This window comes from Chroococcidiopsis sp. CCNUC1 (assembly GCF_023546805.1).
GTDB lineage: Bacteria > Cyanobacteriota > Cyanobacteriia > Cyanobacteriales > Chroococcidiopsidaceae > Chroococcidiopsis > Chroococcidiopsis thermalis.
The window spans coordinates 3,343,210-3,362,883 of sequence record NZ_CP097480.1 but is presented as its reverse complement, the minus strand read 5'-3'; the positions used below and the strand labels follow the sequence as shown (position 1 = coordinate 3,362,883).

Genomic DNA, 19,674 nt, shown 5'->3' with positions numbered 1-19,674 from the left:
ATTTCCTTGCCACTAAGCAGAAATTATGTTAATAAAGTCGAGATACAAGTTAAAGTAGCAGCCAGCAGCAAGGGTGATGAATTCATTCTGGAAATCGTCAGGAATATTACTGGGAATAAGCTTGGGGGCGATCGCGCCATTGCCAAACTCAAACTCAACGTTACAAATAGTTACGGCTCAGCCTTCTCGAGCTCTGCTAGAACTGGGTTTAACGCGAGCGACAATTGACCAAAACGATCGCGCGATCGCGCCAAATACTGCATCTCAAGACACTGTTCAAGACACTGTGACAACTCCCAGTCTGTGGTGGGCAAAAGAGCAGTTTGGTGGAGATTTGCTGAGTCATTGGCTGGCTTATCCCGCTCAACAAAATGGCGATTCAGGACGCATCGACTTGCAAGTAAAACGGCAAAATTGGAATTCTTTAGACTATATTCAACAATACGAGTTCGTGCATCATTTTGGTACTGATGCTATGGATCGCGGCTATAATCTGAGAGTTTTCAACGAGCAAAAGCAACTTCTAGCCACTTACACTTGTGACTTCAGTGCTATTCCAACTCAGTGTCAGATCGATCTTGATGCCAACAGCAAATCGATGATTCGTGGCGGAAGTCAGTTTGGGATGATGCGGTAATTGGTAGTTGGTGAAAGGCGCTCTTGCGCTCTTGCGAGAGGTTTCTTTGCGACTCTCCCTCAGCAACCTTGCGCTCCCGATCGCTCCCTCAGCTCTCTTCCCCCTGCTCCCTATCTGGTAAAACGCATAATTTCTCGCCCTAAAGTTAGCAACCCTGTCACGCCTAAAGAGACAAAAAAGACGTAAGGATACCAGTATTGGTGAATTTGTTGCTGGCGGGTAAGTTGAGGATGCAGGGTGTAAATAAACAAGGTTAGTAAAGCGATCGCCAGTGCGCCAAAACCAACAAAACTCAAGCCAACTAAGATTCTGGCTGGCTGTAACTCCACATCGCTAATCGCATCGAGATCGATTTCTGCTAACACGCTTAACGAGTCTTCCGCAACCTCTGAAGCCGATTCGATTTTAGCTGCTAATGGCTGCGATACAACTGGGACGATCGCGGCTACAGCTTGACGGCGGATTAATCCTTCCGTATCTCGTAATATTTCTAAAGGTTTGCGATCGGTAATTTCAATCGATTCGCGATCGCTGACTTGATACCTGACTTTCCGTCTAATAGGCTGGTATTTCGGCTCGAAGTCCATAAGACACGCTGAAAACTAAGCTGAAAAAAATAGAGACGTAACATGGCACGTCTCTACACTTTAGCTTTTAGGCAGTGTTTTTTTGTAATTCCTCTAACCGTGCTAGAACTTCCGTGCTGTGAATGGCAGGATTTACCTTCACAAAAGTTTCGCGTAAAATCCCATCTGGGTCGATGAGAAAACTATGACGCATCGAAACAACACCAATCCACGAACCGTATGCTTTACTCACTTCCCCTGTGGTATCAGCAAGCAAAGGGAATTTTAACCCTTCTGAATCGCAGAATTCAGCATGGGAATCGATAGAATCAGCACTCACGCCAATAATCTGAGCATTTTTGTCGATGTATTTGGGTAAGTCTTGCTGAAACCGCTTGGCTTCTAGGGTACAGCCTGCTGTAAAGTCCTTGGGATAAAAATAAAGTACGACCCACTGACCGCGCAAGTCGGAAAGGGAAACTTCTCCATCTCCCGTATTGGTAGGTAGGGTAAATTGCGGTGCGGGTTGGTTCACTGGTGGTAGTTTACCCCCAAGCGCTAAGGCTGGGGTAGCAAAATGACACCAAACCAAAATAGACAAGCAACACGCAAAAACAGAAGTTAAAAAAGTACGACGAGATATCATGATGTCAACTGCAAGTCAGTTAACATAAGTTTACATTAGTCATCGCTGCGATCGGAATCCGCAGGTAAAGATGGTTCTACGTGAGATGCAGGTGGTGATTCTGCTTCTGATGTGATGCTCTCAATATATTGACTATCGAGCAGAAAAGTACCGCGATCGAACCGGACGACCCAATATCCCCCAGGACGGCGATCCGTAACTATCCCTTCTTCCCGCAGACGAATTGTATCGGGAGGACGCAGCATCGGCATCGGCTCGGCGGTTTTAATGTAAGGTGGCAAGGCGATAACTCGGACCGTTTCGCCTATGGTGAATTCTTTTGTCATTGGTAATTGGTAATTGGTAATTGGTAATTGGTAATTGGTAATTGGTCGTTGGTCGTGAGTCACTAGTTATTCACAAATGACAAATGACGGATGACTAATGACTATAGGCACTCATATTTGATTTCTGAAATATGCGTAAGTGCGTTACGCGACGCGATTGCACACCCTACTGTACTAATAACCAACCATCATTACCCATTACCTATTACCAAATCCATTATGGAACTTGCCAGATTTTTTGATGATAGTCTACCGCATTAGCGTAAGGATCTACAGGCGGGTGGTGATGGTCGTGGTGGTGATGATGGTGATGGTCGTGGCTATGAGAATGCGTGTCACCTGCTACAGCCGCTAGGCGGAATTTGCACATCTCGCAATTCATCTGGACTTGACCTAAATGGGTTTCGATTTCTCTCTCTCTGAGAATGCTAAATAGGAGCGGATGCAGTCCTATTTCTGGCAAACAGGCGATTTCAATTTGGGGATATTTTTGTTGCTGTTGAGCTGCGACATCAAAAATCTTTTTAACTAGCGTACCCGTAAAGAGAAAGTGAGGTAAAACAACAATCCGTTTTGGCTGATAGAGTAAAGCACGTTGGAACCCTGCTTCTAAGCGCGGGTGCGTGATGCCGATAAAGCAGGTTTCTACAGTAGCATAGCCGCTACCTTCCCAGAGAATACGGGCGAGCTTGCAAGCGTCGCCATTAGCATCAGGATCGCTAGAACCGCGACCGACAAATAATAATACAGTGTCTGCACGCTGAATTTGAGGATGGTCTATTTCTGCTAGACGCGATCGCCACAAATCGAGAATTCCGGGCGTAATCCCAAAATGCCGTCCGTAGTAAAATTTGAGCTGCGGATGTCTGGCTCTAGCGCGATCGAGTTCGTTAGTTACATCAAATTTGTTATGCCGTGCGGCAAACAGCAAAATTGGCAGCACGGAAATTTCCGTAAAACCCTTCTCGATGCATCGATCTACCCCTTCCTGAATTGTTGGTTCCGTCAGTTCCAGAAAGCAGGGTAGAACTGGTCTAGAGGTATCTAAAGCTTGGTATGCAGAGGCAAAATCTAGCAAGCTCTGCCGTCCAGCTTCATCTCTAGTTCCATGACCGATCAGTAATAGAGGACGCTGTAGCGGCAGAGGTGGTAATTGCAAAGAAATATCTTCCAACGGAGTTAAATGGCGATCGCTAAGCATTGAGATTTTAGCTCCTTTCCCGTGCGACGCAGGAAATAGCGTGAGCGGATAACAGCACAGGCATTCTGGCTTACTATTCGTCATCGTTCATCAGTCATTTATCATTTGCAGTTAGAGCAACAAATGACAAGTGACAAATGACAAGCGACAAAATCATTTACAGCTGCGGCACAGCCTCGGACTTACACCGATGTTTCCCTATGCTATTACAGTTCACTTGTGCCTAGATATCTTAACTGATTTGACCTACAACAAAAATACTGGGGGAGGGGGTATCAGTGACCAGTGACCAGTGACCAGTGACCAGTGACCAGTGACCAGTTATCAGGGAGCAGGGAGTCGTGCGTGGTGCGTAGCAAGAGGTTTATTAATTCCGAATTCCGAATTCCGAATTCCGAATTTCTTAGCGATCGCCTCTTTGTCCCTTCCAGCCTCGTTCTTGTCTCATTTGCTGTAGTTGTTGTTGCTGTTGTGGGGTTAATACTGCATCAAACTGAGATTTGGCAGATTGACGAATTTGTTGCATTTTGGTTTTCTGCTCTGGAGTTAGGTTGAGAGAAGCTAACGCTTCGCGACGGCGTTGTCTGCTTTCTCTAACGGTTTTGAGTTGTTCCCGCTGTGCTGGTGTCATAACTGCTTCGATTTGGGTGCGGGTATTGCGACGGATTTCGGCAATTTTATCTCTTTGTTCCTGAGTTAGCCCCAGTTTTTCAAGTCGAGGTGGAATTTTATCTTGAGCTTGGGCTATTTGCAATCCTGGTGCAACGGGTTCAGCTTGAGCTGCTAGCGGTACGGTGGCAATACTCAAGGCGATCGCGCTGGCTAATAAAGGGATAAGTTTAAATTGCATGGTAGCGTTCTCTGGCGTTTCTAAGATTTGATATCACCATCATAAAAATCGAAAAACCGCGATCGCCTGTGGAGAAAGTAACGAATTTAACTATTACTTTAGTCATGATGGTCATTGGTCACTGGTCACTGGTCACTGGTCACTGACCACTGGGTGCAGTCCTGCGGTAGTCTAGATCGAGTGACTCAGATTTAAGCTATAAATGCTGCTTTAGTATGTCCTCTAACGCCTCACCCACGGTTTCCAGCCCTACCCGCACAATTCGCATCGGTTCGCGCAAGAGCCAATTGGCTTTAGTTCAAACTTATTGGGTGCAAGAACAACTGCAAAAAGCTTTTCCAGATCGCACTTTTGAAGTCCACACCATGTCTACTCAAGGGGATAAAATTCTCGACGTTGCCCTTGCCAAGATTGGTGATAAAGGGTTATTTACTAAAGAGTTAGAAGTGGGGATGCTCAATCAGGAAATTGATTTTGCCGTACATTCCCTGAAAGACTTGCCGACTCGCTTACCGGAAGGGTTGATGTTGGGAGCGGTCACAGAAAGAGAAAATCCGGCAGATGCTTTAGTATTACATTCTAAGTATAAAGATAAACAATTCGATACATTGCCAGAAGGAGCCGTCATCGGGACTTCCTCTTTACGCAGACTGGCACAACTACGCTATCACTTCCCCCACCTAGCATTTAAAGATGTGCGTGGTAACGTAATTACACGCCTGCAAAAACTCGATGCTGGAGAATATGATGCCCTAGTATTGGCAGTAGCGGGACTACAAAGACTAGGATTAGGCGATCGCGTCGATCGGGTCATTCCAGCAGAAATCTCCTTGCACGCTGTCGGACAGGGCGCTTTGGGAATAGAATGTCGTGAGGGTGACGAAGAAGTCTTATCTCTAATTAAGGCGATCGAAGACGTACCCACACGCGATCGCGCTCTTGCCGAACGTGCCTTTTTGCGGGAATTAGAAGGTGGCTGTCAAGTGCCTATTGGCGTTAACACTAGCCTTGAGGGAGATGTGCTAACTCTCACGGGTATGGTAGCTAGTTTAGACGGGCAAAGATTGGTTAAAGATACCGTAACTGGTGCGCCTACAGAGGCAGAAAAGCTTGGCATCGAATTAGCCCAACGCCTTCGTCAACAAGGAGCGCAAGAGATACTAGCCGAAATCTTCGCGCAAATTCAACGCGGACAGGTATTGTAGAGACGTTACGTATAGAGACGTTACATGTAACGTCTCTATACAGAGCGACCTTTACCAATCTACTCACCACTCACTACTCACTAAACATGCGAATTTTGTTTGTTGCCGCAGAAGCAGCGCCAGTCGCCAAAGTTGGCGGAATGGGCGATGTCGTCGGAGCGTTACCGAAAATTCTTAGAGAAATGGGGCATGACGTGCGAATTTTTCTGCCCTATTATGGCTTTCTACCAGACAAAATGGAGATTCCCCAAGATCCAATCTGGTCTGGAGCTGCCATGTTTCAGGATTTTAAGGTTTACGAAGCCGTGCTGCCTGGAACTGATGTCCCCTTGTATTTATTCGGGCATCCGGCATTTGCACCCCGTCGCATTTATTCTGGGGAAGACGAACACTGGCGTTTCACTTTGTTTGCTAACGGCGCAGCAGAATTTTGCTGGAACTATTGGAAACCCGATATTGTCCACTGTCACGATTGGCATACAGGGATGATTCCCGTTTGGATGCACCAATCGCCTGATATTACCAGCGTATTTACGATTCATAACTTGGCTTATCAAGGTCCCTGGCGCTGGTATTTAGAGAAGATTACGTGGTGTCCTTGGTACATGCAAGGACATAATACAATGGCAGCGGCGGTGCAATTTGCCGATCGCGTGAATACAGTTTCTCCAACTTATGCCAAACAGATTCAAACGGCAGCTTATGGCGAAACTCTTGAAGGTTTAATGTCTTTTATTAGCGGTAAATTATGGGGTATTGTTAATGGAATTGACGTTGATGTTTACAACCCAGAAAACGATAAATATATTGCTAAATCTTTTACAACTGAAACGCTAGAACAGCGGAAGCCAAATAAAGTTGCCATTCAAGAAGAAGTGGGGTTAGAGGTAAACTCCAAAGCCTTTTTAGTGGGAATGGTGACGCGGCTGGTAGAACAGAAAGGCATCGATTTGGCAATCCAAATTTTAGATCGATTTCTCTCGTATACCGATGCCCAAATTATTATTTTAGGCACGGGCGATCGCTACTACGAAACTCAATTATGGCAGATGGCATCGCGTTTTCCCGGGCGGATGGCAACGTATTTACTCTACAATGATGCCCTTGCCCGTCGTATTTATGCTGGTAGCGATGCCTTCTTGATGCCAAGTCGATTTGAACCCTGCGGTATCAGTCAAATGATGGCGTTGCGTTATGGTTGCGTGCCGATTGTGCGTCGTACTGGCGGCTTAGTTGATACCGTAAGTCCCCACGATCCTGAAAATAATGTCGGTACGGGTTATTGTTTCGATCGCTACGAACCCTTAGACCTTTATACCTGTATGGTACGTGCGTGGGAAGGATTTCACTATAAACCCAACTGGCAAAATTTACAACAACGGGGAATGCAACAAGACTTCAGTTGGTATCAGTCGGCAAAAGAATACGTGAAAATGTATAACTCCATGTACGGCACTACTGAGGAAGTAGAAACACCTCAACCGCAAACAGAAGAATTAATTCCCAAATAATTGATTGGAATAAACATCCATTGTAGGGGCGGGTTCACTAGAAATATTTCCTCACAGCTCACAATCTCAATAAACCCGCCCCGTCGATGTCATGTATTAATCGATCCATCCTGACCAAAATAGTAAAAGCGTCAGCGATCGCAGGTGATATGTTTACGTAGATCGGTGGTGGGCATTGCCCACCCTACTATAAAAGCTATTACCAACTACCAACCACCAACTACCTACTACCTACTCTTCCTTCTCTGGCTTTACCCCTCTACCTTCCATCGGAGTAACTAACACTTTATCTACTCGATTACCATCCATATCCATCACTTCAAACTGCAATAATTCCCAGGCAAAACTATCTGTAGCAGCAGGAATGCGACCGAGATGAGTAATCACAAAACCGCCTAAAGTTTGATAACTACCTCTATGTTCTTTGGGAATTCCTTCAATATCAAAAATTTCAAAAAATTCATCTACAGGTAACATCCCATCCAACAACCAAGAACCATCTTCCCGTTGCACTGCCATTGGTTCTTCTAAGTCACCTGCATTGGGGACATCACCGACAATTTCCACCATGATGTCATTCAGCGTCACCAATCCTTGAATCACGCCGTATTCGTCTACCACCAATGCCATGTGAATGCCCGTTTGCTTAAATAATTCTAAGATTTTTAATCCCCTAGTACTTTCGGGAACAAATATGGGTTGTCGCAACGATACGGTAAGGTCGAGGGCTTGACCGGACAAACAACGCTCTAACATATCGGTAACGTGACTAATTCCCAGAACGTTATCTAAACCCTCCTGACAAACTGGAAAGCGGGAATGACAGCTATCGAGAATTTTTTGGCGATTTTCTTCAGGGGTGTCCTCCAAGTCAAGCCAAACAATATCAGGACGTGGTGTCATCAAAGCACTAACGGGGCGATCGCCTAACCGAAATACCCGTTCTACCATATCCTGTTCGGCAGCCTCAAACGTCCCCGCTTCCGTACCCTGCTCGATTAAAACGCGAATTTCTTCTTCTGTCACTTGCGGATCTGTCGAAGGTCTAATCCCCAATAGCCGCACGACAAGATCGGTTGAGGCACTGAGCAAATAAACTATAGGAGCAGCAAGCCTTGCCAAAAACCGCAACGGCATGGCAACAACAGTTGCAATCTTTTCTGGGTAATTGAGCGCTAATTGTTTGGGTACGAGTTCCCCAATAATTAGCGTTAAATAAGTAACGAGTAAAACAGCACTCACAGAGGCGATCGCGCTGTTGTATGCCGCAAGTCCAGGTACTAAACTCACAAGTGGAGCCAGCCTAGTTGCTACAGCCGATTCTGCAAAAGCACCAGATAAAATTGCTAGTAGCGTAATGCCAATTTGCACGCTAGCTAGAAACTGATTGGGAGCATTCGCCAGGTCTAGAGCTACACGAGCTTTTTTATCCCCCTGGTTAGCCAGACTTTGTAGCCTTACCTTCCTTGCCGAGACGATCGCGAGTTCCGACATCACAAAGATGCCATTGGCAAATATCAGTAGGAGAATCGTCAGAACTTCAAGAGAAATGGAGGACATTAGTTTTAATTGTTGCTGCTACTCTGGGCAAGCGGTGCTGAATGTTGGCTACCTATTATCCAGTATCGGAGATCTTTTCATCTCCAGTTTCTCGCTTCCAGGTCATGATGCAACAATTTTTCATAGAATCTCAATTGGATGGAGGAGTAGTATAAGTAACTATACTTAGTTAGGGAGCAGGCGGAAGAGAGAGTCGCCCAGCTGTAGGGCGTAGACGCGAAGCGGCTTCTCGAAGAATAGCCCTTCTCGGAGAATGGGGGCTGAGGGAGAGTCGCGGAGCAACTACCAACTACCAACTACCAACTACCAACTACCAACTACCGATTACCCTTCCCCCTATTGTGGTTGAGAATTTTAGAATGGAGAAATAGCATCTATCCCGTTGCAACTTTCCGTCTGCTGTAGCTAATAACTTATGGCTTTTTCTTCTATCGTGCGTGCCTTAGGGCGATCGCCACTGTCAACCGAACTCATATCTAAACTCAATCGCCAGCAGGTTTGTTCTCTCAATGGCGTTTCGCGCTTGCCTAAAGGATTGGTGGCTTCGGCTTTAGCACAAGCACAACAGCGTCACCTACTCGTTATCTGCGCCACTCTGGAAGAAGCCGGACGCTGGACAGCTCAACTCGAATCGATGGGATGGGATCGAGTCCATTTTTACCCAACCTCAGAAGCATCGCCCTACGAACCCTTCGACCCCGAAACCGAAATGACTTGGGGACAGATGCAGGTGTTGGCAGATTTGATTGAGGAAACGGGAGGAATGCGGGACAAGGGGGACAAGGAAGCGTCGCCCTCACTCCTCACTCCTCGCTCCTCACCCCTCATTGCGATCGTCGCCACAGAAAGAGCCTTACAACCCCACTTACCACCAGCAGACGTGTTTCAACCCTATTGTCTGACGATTAGTAAGGGGATGGAATTCGATTTGGGTGACTTTGGCGATCGCCTTGCAGCAATGGGTTACGATCGCGTACCCACGGTAGAAACCGAAGGACAATGGAGCAGGCGCGGCGATATCGTTGACGTGTTTCCCGTCTCTTCTGAATTGCCCGTGCGTTTGGAGTGGTTTGGCGATGAAATCGAACAAATTCGCGAGTTCGACCCAGCGACTCAACGCAGTTCTGTAGGTGGCACGGCACTTGACAAGATATCACAAGTCGTGCTTACGCCAACCAATTTTGCTCCCATCGTTAAAGCAGCACTAACGGAGGAACAAACAGAAATTGTTAAAACCTACCTTTCCCCGGAAGAACGAGAACTATTCGACGCAGGAAATGACCCAGAAGGTAGCCGCCGCTTTCTGGGTTTAGCTTTCCCCCAACCCGCATCCCTGCTTGACTATTTACCCAAAGATACGATTATCACCATTGACGAACTAGAACTATGTCAAGCACATAGCGATCGCTGGGTGGAGAACTCTGAAGAACAATGGCAGTTGATGATAGGGAGTAGGGAGCGCTTCGGTGCCGGGAGCGGGGAAGAAGGAGACAAGGGAGACAAGGGGGACAAGGAGGACAAGGGAGACAATCGCCAATTACCAATTACCAATTACCAATTACCAAGAGTTCACAGAACATTTGAAGACTCTTTAGCAACAGCCCAAGGATTTCAGGAATTATATTTATCGGAATTAGCAGTTGAAGAAAGCCCCTCAGCTAATTCTGCTTATGTGACTCCCCTCAATCTTGCCAGTCGTTCGATTCCCGTTACGCCTCATGCGTTTGGGAAGTTAGCAGAGACAATTCGACAAGAACGCGATCGCGGTTTTTCAACTTGGCTGATTTCGGCTCAACCATCCCGTTCTGTCTCCCTATTGCAAGAACATGATTGTCCCGCCCAATTTATCCCCAATCCTCGCGATTTTCAGGCGATCGATAAATTGCAACTTCAGCGTACACCTGTGGCGTTGAAATATTCGGGGGTAGCAGAATTAGAAGGTTTTATTCTGCCTACATTTCGTCTGATGGTGGTGACTGACCGCGAATTCTACGGTCAGCACAGCCTCGCTACCCCTAGCTACATCCGCAAGCGCCGCCGCGCCGCCTCGAAGCAAGTCGATCCGAATAAGTTGCGTCCGGGGGATTTTGTCGTTCACCGGAATCACGGGATCGGCAAGTTTTTGCGGCTGGAAAGTCTGACGATCGATCGCGAAACGCGAGAATATTTAGTCGTGCAATATGCCGATGGTTTGTTGCGCGTCGCCGCCGATCAACTCGGTTCGTTGTCTAGGTTTCGCGCCACCGACAGCAAGCCGCCAGAACTGAACAAAATGTCGAGTAAGGCGTGGGCAAACACGAAAAACCGTGCCAGAAAAGCAATTAAAAAACTAGCGGTGGATCTGCTGCAATTATATGCTCAGCGATCGCAACAATCGGGTTATGCTTATCCAATTGATTCTCCTTGGCAGGTAGAATTAGAAGATTCTTTCCCCTATCAACCGACAACCGACCAACTCAAAGCAACTCAAGATGTCAAGCGCGACATGGAGAGCGATCGCCCGATGGATCGTTTAGTCTGTGGCGATGTGGGTTTTGGTAAGACTGAAGTAGCAATTCGCGCTGTTTTCAAAGCTGTCACAGCAGGTAAGCAAGTAGCTTTCCTTGCCCCTACCACCATTCTGACGCAACAACATTACCATACTTTAAAAGAACGCTTTGCCCCTTATCCGGTAAACGTCGGCTTACTCAACCGCTTTCGGAGTGCCGAGGAACGAAAAGATCTACTCAAGCGATTGGCGACGGGTGAATTAGATATTGTGGTCGGGACGCACCAACTACTAGGTAAAGGTGTCAGCTTCCGCGATTTGGGACTATTGATCATCGACGAAGAACAAAGATTTGGGGTCAATCAGAAAGAAAAAATTAAAGCTTTGAAAACTCAGTTAGACGTGCTAACTCTTTCTGCGACTCCCATTCCCCGCACCTTGTATATGTCATTGTCGGGAATTCGGGAGATGAGTCTGATTACTACGCCGCCTCCCTCCCGCCGACCGATCAAAACTCACCTCGCACCTTACGATACTGAATCAATTCGTAGCGCCATTCGTCAAGAACTCGATCGCGGCGGACAAGTTTTTTATGTCGTTCCGCGTGTGGAAGGAATTGAAGAGACAGCAGCGACTTTAAGAGAAATTGTTGGCGGGGCGAGAATTGCTGTCGGACACGGACAATTGGATGAAAACCAATTAGAATCAACAATGCTTTCCTTTAGTAATGGGGAAGCCGATATTTTGGTTTGCACGACAATTATTGAATCGGGCTTAGATATCCCGCGTGTGAATACAATTCTAATTGAAGATGCTCACCGCTTCGGTTTATCCCAACTCTACCAGTTGCGGGGGCGTGTCGGACGGGCAGGAATTCAGGCTCATGCCTGGTTATTTTATCCCAAACAACGGGCGCTATCCGATACCGCAAGGCAGCGTTTGCGGGCAATTCAAGAATTCACCCAACTCGGTTCTGGCTATCACTTGGCAATGCGCGATATGGAAATTCGCGGTGTGGGAAATTTGTTAGGCGTAGAACAATCCGGTCAAATGGATGCAATTGGTTTCGACCTGTATATGGAAATGTTAGAGGAAGCCTTGCGCGAAATTCGCGGTCAGGAAATTCCGCAAGTGGAAGATACGCAAATCGATTTGAATTTGACAGCGTTTATTCCCACAGATTACATTACCGATTTAGACCAGAAGATGAGTGCATATCGGGCTGTAGCAGCGGCAAAAACTAAGGAAGAGTTAATCCAACTTGCCGCAGATTGGAGCGATCGCTACGGGGCAATTCCTACAGGTGCAACTCAATTATTGCGCGTCATGGAATTAAAACAACTAGCAAGAAAATTAGGATTTAGTCGCATCAAACCCGAAGGTAAACAGCACGTTGTTTTAGAAACTGCAATGGAAGAACCAGCTTGGAATTTGATGATTGCCAACTTACCTGATAGTTTGCGATCGCGCTTTGTTTACTCGCCTGGTAAAGTCACCGTGCGCGGTTTAGCAGTCCTCAAAACGGAACAACAATTGCAAACTTTAATTGATGCTTTGAGCAAGATGCAAGGTGCAGTTCCAGAAACGGTAATGGTTTAATGGGTAATGGGTCATTTGTAGGGGCGGGTTTATCGCGGGACTCTGGCATATATAGCAGTTCTAAATGATTTGTAAAGTAGGCTTCTAGCCTGCGGCAGGCTAGAAGCCTGCTCCACGTTCATGAATCAAATAGGATTGCTATACGAACAGCTAGATGAAAAACCCACTCTACGCTTTGATTTCCCCCACCTAAATTGCCATACGTGCATATTGGTTAGTAATCTACCGTATAAACATATCGATCGCTTGTAGAACAGAAAAATTTGTAGTCTTCAGTTTGGCAAGCGATAACTTCGTTCAGCAACGCTTACGCAGTATTTAAACACGATTTTAGTATTTTTACTTACAAAATATGGCTCGAAGAAAATTTAGTATTCTTTGAGACAATTTTGCCATTTTGTTAATAAATTGAAACTTTTTGTAATGAAGTTAACAGCAGTTTTAAAAATCCAAATTATACTATAAATATGGATTGTTTCTATAAGCAGAAACGGTCGGGAGCGAAAATAAAGGATTAGTTTTCTATGCAAAAAGTACTAAATTCAAAAAAATTAGGCTACGACTTATTATTTACATTACAAAAGGCAAATTTTATCAACTTAGAAGAGTTGCAGCGCTTTTTCCAAGATTTGCCAGTAGATCCATACATTAAGGGTAACTATCGCCGCCGCCGTTTATCCCGTTTTAGCATAACAGACGGAAAAGTGGTGAAATTACCTCACGGTCGCTTATTTCAAAGCAAAGAATATAATCCTGTAGTAGGAGATATTCAAAGAGAGTTCCATGAAATTGATGATGCTCTGGTAGTGCATGAAGATTTTACAAGATTGCTGTTTGCCTTTAATGATGCTTGTAAATTGTATTCTGACTCTCGGGAAATTGGCGTGCATCAAATTAGAACAACTTGTTCGGCAACCAATTTTGGCAATCCAGCACCAGAGGGAATACACCGTGATGGGACAGATCTGATTGCGATCTTTTCTATCGGACGTAATAATGTCCAAGGGGGAGAGACGCACTTATATAGATCTAAAAAGGAAAGTCCTGTGTTTAATAAAACCCTCAACCCTGGAGAACTTTTGCTACTTAACGATCGCGAATTTTTCCATTACACGACTCCCGTTAAACCTCTAAATGATGAGACCGATGGAACGAGAGACGTGTTTGTATTAACTTGTCCGAGTCTGCTGTCGTAGTCGTTGTCACTTATAGGGGCGCACAGATGTGCGTCCTTAACACACCCTACACCCTACACCCTACGTCCTATTTCAAGTCAAAGATCGAGGCAGAGGCATTCCAGCAGATCAGTTAGAAACAATCTTCGGACAATTCCAACAAGTCGATGTTTCTGATTCCTGTCAAAAAGGAGGCACGGGTTTAGGTTTAGCCATCTGTCGCAGTATCATCCGCCAACATGGAGGGCAAATCTGGGCAGAAAGCATCTTAGGCGAAGGCAGTGCTTTTTACTTCACCTTGCTGTTAGCGCTCAAGCAGAAATGAGAAAGTTAAAACAACAGCATTCTTAAAATTGGGCGGTAAAATAATCAGATTCTCTACTTAGATGAAAGTCGATTTAAGCTTAGCTTAAATCGACTTTCGCAGATTTTTTTGAGTTGGAATAACTTGCCGATCTCGACTTTACCAATTTTACATAAACCTTGGATTTATTTAACAATTTTTTGGTTTGCTCCACATGTTCTTGAAGTTGCCTTACATTGACTTCAGTTTTCGTTTGATTTGCTTCCAAACGCTGAGATATAATCGTTTTCTTTCCAAATTGCTGCGGCAATTCTATTAACCAAGCTACTTCCTCTTGAGATTTTATGAAACTAGCTTGATTAGCAATAAACTGACATCCAAGCTCCTTGAATTGAAAGCGAAGTTTCTGTGATTGAGCTTTTAATTCTTTTGAATCATTTAAGATTTGCTGAGCTATCATGTTCGGTAGAGTAGCTATGTTGGCGATCGCCTCTTCTACCTCCGGTTTCTTTGCTGGGATGGCGCGACCGGAAGTAGCATTGAATGGTGCAGCTAAAGACTCGCTGACTGAAACTTGCCGATCGAGTGCTTCACCTTGGTAATCTTTTGCTGGGGTAATCTCTTGCTGGTGTGGGGCGAGTGCGCGGCACAATTCTTTGTTTGTTTGTTCTAATTCTTGCTCTAGAGCTTGTATTTGTTGCTGCTTATGAAGTAACTCTGCTCCTAGATGTTCTACCATTCGATGTAAAGACTCCATCTGTTCGCGGAGAATCTCTACCCCTTCTGAAGTAGATATTGATGATAGTTTTATGTTGGTATCGATTGAATGCTCTACATCAAATGCAGCCATAGTTACATTCTATCTGCCTTAAGGCTTGGGTTAGTACAACTGTTTTAGTATAAGCGATCGCTAGATAATTTAGCATTATCTTCCTTGTACGGGCTACTATCAGACGAATAGGATTTACAACTAATGGATTTACAAGTTCTGAGTTATTCTGACTCCTTTTTACAATGTTGATATTTGAGTTATTCATGCAGAATTACAACGATGAAATAACTGAAAAATTTAAATGCGATCGCACTATTTACTAGTCTGAGATCGAGTTAATAATTACGGAATAACATTAAATTCTATTGACGATCGCTCAAATGATGAAACAGACAATAGCACTATTTACCTTAGTCCTGGCTCAATTACTGTCGGCAGACGTTACAGGTAACGCTTCTACCCACACTTCTACAATTCATGCTAGTGCTGCCACAGTCCAGCTCGTACCTGCTAGTATACAACAAAAATCCGATCGCTTGGGTTGGGACGAACAGATTTGGGGTCAAGGTAAAAAAGGCGATCGCCAAGCTTTACTCAAAGCGATCGATAACAGTTTGCGATATTTGCGATCGCCGCAAGCAATTGCAGCTTATCAACAGTATCCCCTACGCGAGATTACCCGCGAGCGCGTCTGGCGTAGTTTAGTGCGATTTCGCCAGTTGGTGATTAACTCCCACTCTCCAGAACAACTACAAGCCGCCGTTCAGCAAGAATTTGAACTGTATCAATTTCCGACACAAGATGGTAAGAGTGAGGTACTATTTACTGCATACTACGAGCCAATCTATCCTGCTAGCCGCGTTAAAACGGCTGAATATCGCTATCCTCTTTATCGACTCCCACCCGACTTTGCTTCGTGGACTGAACCCCATCCTACCAGAGCTGAATTAGAAGGCGAGAACGGTTTATTGGGAGCGAAAAGTCGGCTGCACGGACGAGAACTGGTTTGGCTGCGCGATCGCCTAGAAGCTTTTCTAGTTCACATCCAAGGCTCGGCACGCCTGCACCTGACAGATGGTAGTATCATGACTGTCGGTTATGCCGGAAAAACTGAGTTTCCTTATACCAGCATCGGCAAAGAACTGATTAAAGATGGCAAACTTCCCGCCGATGGGTTAACTCTACCTGCTGTATTGCAATACTTTCGCCAACACCCGGCAGAATTAAATACATATCTACCCCGCTATCGTACATTTGTCTTTTTTCAACCCACAAACAACGCTGCACCTCACGGATATCTGGGAGTACCAGTCACAGCCGAGCGATCGATCGCCACAGATAAATCACTTACGCCGCCTGGTGCTTTAGCGCTGATTCATACTCAAATTCCTTATTTCGATCGGCAAGGACAGCTAGAACAGCGTACTGTTAGCCGCTACGTCCTCAATCAAGACACGGGTAGCGCCATCAAAGGAGCGGGTAGAGTCGATTACTTTATGGGAACAGGCGATCTAGCCGCAAAGCGTGCTGGAGTTACGGTCAGTAACGGACAACTTTATTATTTGTTATTGAAGGGAGCGCACGAGCAGGGACGAGCAGGGACGAGCAGGGAGCAGTTATCAGTGACTCCTGACTCCTGAGCAGTTAACAATCCACTACACCCCACACTCCCCGCACTTCCCGCACTTCCCACACCCCATTTACTACTAGCCACCAGCCACTAGCCACTAGCCACTCACAAATGACAAATTATTGCGTTGCCTGTGCCAATTCCTGCCGAAATAAATTTAAATCTATTTGAGGATTGCCAGTATTAGTTAATAGGCGATCGCGCCATGCGGTAATCCGCTCTTGCCTTTCTTTCAAACGGGCTAAAACATGATTATTGTACTTAAGATTTGTTCCTTGGAGTGCAGATAAACGATTAACCTGACTAATAATTTGACCTAGCTCGCGATTCATTTTAACTGTAGTACAGGCTGTAATCTGATTGATGTTAGGATTAGAACTTGTAGGAGGTTGAGGTCGATTTTCTGTTAGTTGAATTGTTGTATATTTTTCTGCTTCGATTTTCTCTTGTGTCCGTTCAAAAGCAGTATTGAATTCATTGGCATCGCGCGCTAGAAAATACTCACCTCCGCCAGCTTCAGCTATGGCTTGCAACTGCTGCTGCGTGGTTTCGTTTTCATCTAAGCCAATTACATTTATCGTAATTTCTGCCGGAGAATTGTGTAGTTCTCTGGCAATTGCTACAGCATCACCATTACAATTGTCTGTCCCATCAGTAATTAAATAAATAATATTTTGATTGCTAGCACCATCGCGATCGCTTAGAATATCGTTTAATCTTGATAGACTTGCCGTTATTGGTTTATAAATTGGTTGAAACTCAGCCTCTGAGGTGGGTTCGTTGGCTGGTGCTAAAATTAAGCTGCTCAACTGTATTAGGGAATACATAGTTTCGCTAGCAGCACATACAGTAGTTGGATCTGTTGTTGCATCGGCGCTACGATCGCCAAATAGATTAACTCCAACTTGAGTTGTAGAAGGAAATGTACTGACAAAACGAGCGATCGCAGCTTTAGCAATGTCGAATTTTGTAGTACCGCCACCTGTAAACACTCGCATAGAATCAGAAGCGTCTAACACAAATATTTTATTCTGCTGCTTCATTTTAGTAATTTTTTCTGTGGGATCTACCTTAGAAGCATTTGAGTTCGTAACCGCATCGAGATTAACTGATACAGGCTCTAAACACTCTTGATAATTTTCCCCATATTGTGCCAATAGCTGCTGGTAATAGGCTTCTGCTGCATACGGATCTTCGGTAGATCGATCTGGTTGGATTAAGTTTGTCTTGATTTCTGTAGTCTGAGTAGTAGAAGTTACATCAGAATTATTTGCGTAATTGTTCTCTTCAGCATCGCAGCCGCTGATGGCAAGCGATAAAGGGATTAATACTAAAAGTAGTGAAGCGCAAACTGTTTTTATTTTCATAATCTATCTTTGACTTACTACTTATATTTTTTGATACTTATATTGCAAGTCCTGTTGCAAGTTTACTATGGCGATCGCCCTAAGTTTGTTTATTTTTATCATTTTACTTTTTGACTGCGACTGGAGAGATCCCCCCAACTCCCCTTTTTAAGGGGGCTATAGAAGCTTTTCTAAAACCAAATTTGAGTGAAAGACACGACGTGCAACTTTCTTTGGTTTTCCCTTTTCCCAAAGGGGGGTAGTGGGGATCTGGCGAGGAGGTAACTGAGTTTTTCGCTCCTTCAACCCCTGAAAAAGGGGGCGACAGAAGAGCGTCTAGAAGATAATTTTAGAGAAATGGTATGAGGATAACAATTCTCGGAAATTGGGAATTATAAGTTCGTATCATCATGAGTCAGGCTTTCCAGTTACTTGTGACGACACATTTCTCAAAACTTCAAAAAATGCCTAGAAAATACGACTTTTAGGAATGAGACAGAAACGCTTAACTCGCCCCCAGCATTTACGAACAGTCAAAATAGCTTTATTTGTATTTTTACTAGTTTTTGGGCTTGTTTTATTTCAAATATTCAAACCCAAAACACACTTAGGAATCACTCAACCGCTTCCTCAAGACTCTGCTATTCAAGTTTATTTTAATCAAAATCAAGCCGCTTCTTATCAAGATCCTTATCGGCATTTTATGCGTTTAGGGGACAATTTAGAACAACAAGCGATCGATGCCATATCTCAAGCTCAATCGTCAATAGATGTAGCAGTGATGGAATTTCGACTTCCTCTGGTTGCAAAAGCACTCGTTGCTAAACAGCAAGCAGGTGTAAAAGTCAGACTAATAATTGATAGTCAATATAATAAAACTTTAGCAGATTATACTTCAGCGGAAATTGCTCGTATGAAGCGACACGATCGCCGAGCTTACGAAGAACTAAAACGATATCCAATCGATGCCTTAGCTTTGTTGCGATCGCATGGCATTGAAATTAAAGACGACAGCGATACTGCCAATGGTAAAACTAGAGGCAGTGGGTTAATGCATCACAAGTTTTTAGTTGTAGATAATAAAACTACAATTATATCTAGCGGTAACTTTACAACTTCCGATTTGCATGGAGATTTTCAGGTTCCGGCAAGTCGCGGTAATCCAAACAACATGGTTATTATTCCCAATAATACTCAAGTTGCTCAAGCATTAACAGATGAGTTTAATTATATGTGGCAGGGATTATTTAAATCTCATAAACCACGCAGACAACCTGTAACAATTTTAGTTGGAACGGGTCACGTGACGCTGAACTTTTCACCTGCCCCTCGCACTGAAAGCATTGGCATGACTAGTAACGGTGCGATCGCTTATTCTATCAAAAATGCGAAAAAAAGCGTGCATGTTGCCGTTTTCGTATTTTCAGATCGAGAAATTAGTGATGGTTTAGCAACAGTACGAGATACAGGAGTAGAAGATATTAAAATCCTAATAGATCCAGATTTTTATCGACAATCTTACTCTAAAGCCTACGATGCAATGGGACTGTGTCCGACTCGTCACAAAAAGGGTGTTAATAATATCAAACCTTGGTATCGTCCGATTAATACAGTTGGTTTTCCCAAAGCAATAACAGGCGATCGCGGCGTACACAGTAAAATGGCAATATTAGATGGCAGACAAGTCATTACAGGTAGCCACAATTGGTCGGAAGCGGCAAATTATTCTAATGATGAAACCTTAATTATCATCGATCGTCCCACAGTTGCAGCCCACTACGAACGGGAATTCGATCGCCTTTACCGCACGGCAATATTAGGAAAAGCGAGTATGCCTCAAGCAAAAGTGTGTCGTTAA

Annotated in this window: 16 protein-coding genes, 1 pseudogene and 1 riboswitch; of the genes and pseudogenes, 8 read left to right on the top strand and 9 right to left on the bottom strand. The window is 44.7% G+C overall.

Annotation, left to right across the window (positions count from 1 at the left end; all coding sequences use genetic code 11):
* Positions 1-76: 76 nt before the first annotated feature.
* Positions 77-637 (top strand): hypothetical protein, encoded by a 561-nt coding sequence (locus M5J74_RS15750; protein ID WP_250012327.1) that lies wholly within the window; start codon positions 77-79, stop codon positions 635-637.
* Positions 638-747: 110 nt separating this feature from the next.
* On the opposite strand, the gene M5J74_RS15745 is transcribed toward M5J74_RS15750, so the two are convergent.
* From M5J74_RS15745 to M5J74_RS32770, 6 genes are all read right to left on the bottom strand, one after another.
* Positions 748-1,224, bottom strand: coding sequence for a hypothetical protein (locus M5J74_RS15745; RefSeq protein WP_015155025.1), 477 nt, complete (start codon positions 1,222-1,224; stop codon positions 748-750).
* Between the two features lie 67 nt (positions 1,225-1,291).
* Positions 1,292-1,849 (bottom strand): peroxiredoxin, encoded by a 558-nt coding sequence (locus tag M5J74_RS15740; protein ID WP_015155024.1) that lies wholly within the window; start codon positions 1,847-1,849, stop codon positions 1,292-1,294.
* 35 nt (positions 1,850-1,884) lie between these two features.
* Positions 1,885-2,175, bottom strand: coding sequence for a regulatory protein SipA (sipA, locus tag M5J74_RS15735; RefSeq protein ID WP_015155023.1), 291 nt, complete (start codon positions 2,173-2,175; stop codon positions 1,885-1,887).
* A 217-nt stretch (positions 2,176-2,392) separates the two neighbouring features.
* On the bottom strand, positions 2,393-3,376 hold the full coding sequence (locus tag M5J74_RS15730) for a sirohydrochlorin chelatase (RefSeq protein WP_106167932.1): 984 nt from the start codon (positions 3,374-3,376) through the stop codon (positions 2,393-2,395).
* Between the two features lie 37 nt (positions 3,377-3,413).
* A riboswitch (cobalamin riboswitch) is annotated at positions 3,414-3,616 on the bottom strand.
* A 163-nt stretch (positions 3,617-3,779) separates the two neighbouring features.
* A complete protein-coding gene (locus M5J74_RS15725; RefSeq protein WP_015155021.1) occupies positions 3,780-4,226 on the bottom strand; it encodes a Spy/CpxP family protein refolding chaperone in 447 nt (148 codons plus the stop codon).
* Complete coding sequence (locus tag M5J74_RS32770) at positions 4,216-4,341, bottom strand: hypothetical protein (protein ID WP_255410053.1); 126 nt, start codon at positions 4,339-4,341, stop codon at positions 4,216-4,218. The genes M5J74_RS15725 and M5J74_RS32770 overlap by 11 nt, the downstream gene beginning before the upstream one ends.
* A 100-nt stretch (positions 4,342-4,441) precedes the next feature.
* On the opposite strand from M5J74_RS32770, the gene hemC reads away from it, so the two are divergent.
* Positions 4,442-5,431, top strand: a complete 990-nt coding sequence (hemC, locus tag M5J74_RS15720; RefSeq protein WP_015155020.1) for a hydroxymethylbilane synthase — start codon at positions 4,442-4,444, stop codon at positions 5,429-5,431.
* Positions 5,432-5,517: 86 nt separating this feature from the next.
* Complete coding sequence (glgA, locus tag M5J74_RS15715) at positions 5,518-6,942, top strand: glycogen synthase GlgA (RefSeq protein ID WP_015155019.1); 1,425 nt, start codon at positions 5,518-5,520, stop codon at positions 6,940-6,942.
* Positions 6,943-7,173: 231 nt separating this feature from the next.
* Here the strand turns inward: glgA and M5J74_RS15710 are convergent, their stop codons facing one another.
* A complete protein-coding gene (locus M5J74_RS15710) occupies positions 7,174-8,502 on the bottom strand; it encodes a hemolysin family protein (RefSeq protein WP_015155018.1) in 1,329 nt (442 codons plus the stop codon).
* 415 nt (positions 8,503-8,917) lie between these two features.
* On the opposite strand from M5J74_RS15710, the gene mfd reads away from it, so the two are divergent.
* The 3 genes and pseudogenes from mfd to M5J74_RS33475 form a co-directional block, all read left to right on the top strand.
* A complete protein-coding gene (gene mfd / locus M5J74_RS15705) occupies positions 8,918-12,589 on the top strand; it encodes a transcription-repair coupling factor (protein ID WP_250012310.1) in 3,672 nt (1,223 codons plus the stop codon).
* A gap of 524 nt (positions 12,590-13,113) precedes the next feature.
* Positions 13,114-13,785 (top strand): 2OG-Fe dioxygenase family protein, encoded by a 672-nt coding sequence (locus tag M5J74_RS15700; RefSeq protein WP_015155016.1) that lies wholly within the window; start codon positions 13,114-13,116, stop codon positions 13,783-13,785.
* A 61-nt stretch (positions 13,786-13,846) separates the two neighbouring features.
* Positions 13,847-14,089 (top strand): annotated as a pseudogene (locus tag M5J74_RS33475) (sensor histidine kinase); the annotation flags it as partial.
* Between the two features lie 79 nt (positions 14,090-14,168).
* Here M5J74_RS33475 and M5J74_RS15695 read toward each other — a convergent pair.
* Positions 14,169-14,918, bottom strand: a complete 750-nt coding sequence (locus tag M5J74_RS15695) for a hypothetical protein (protein ID WP_250012308.1) — start codon at positions 14,916-14,918, stop codon at positions 14,169-14,171.
* Between the two features lie 302 nt (positions 14,919-15,220).
* Here M5J74_RS15695 and M5J74_RS15690 point away from each other — a divergent pair, with 302 nt between their 5' ends.
* Complete coding sequence (locus tag M5J74_RS15690; protein ID WP_250012305.1) at positions 15,221-16,480, top strand: murein transglycosylase A; 1,260 nt, start codon at positions 15,221-15,223, stop codon at positions 16,478-16,480.
* 109 nt (positions 16,481-16,589) lie between these two features.
* Here M5J74_RS15690 and M5J74_RS15685 read toward each other — a convergent pair whose 3' ends face one another.
* Positions 16,590-17,837, bottom strand: a complete 1,248-nt coding sequence (locus M5J74_RS15685) for a VWA domain-containing protein (RefSeq protein ID WP_106216399.1) — start codon at positions 17,835-17,837, stop codon at positions 16,590-16,592.
* A 469-nt stretch (positions 17,838-18,306) separates the two neighbouring features.
* Between M5J74_RS15685 and M5J74_RS15680 the strand changes: the two genes are divergently transcribed.
* On the top strand, positions 18,307-19,674 hold the full coding sequence (locus tag M5J74_RS15680) for a phosphatidylserine/phosphatidylglycerophosphate/cardiolipin synthase family protein (RefSeq protein WP_015155011.1): 1,368 nt from the start codon (positions 18,307-18,309) through the stop codon (positions 19,672-19,674).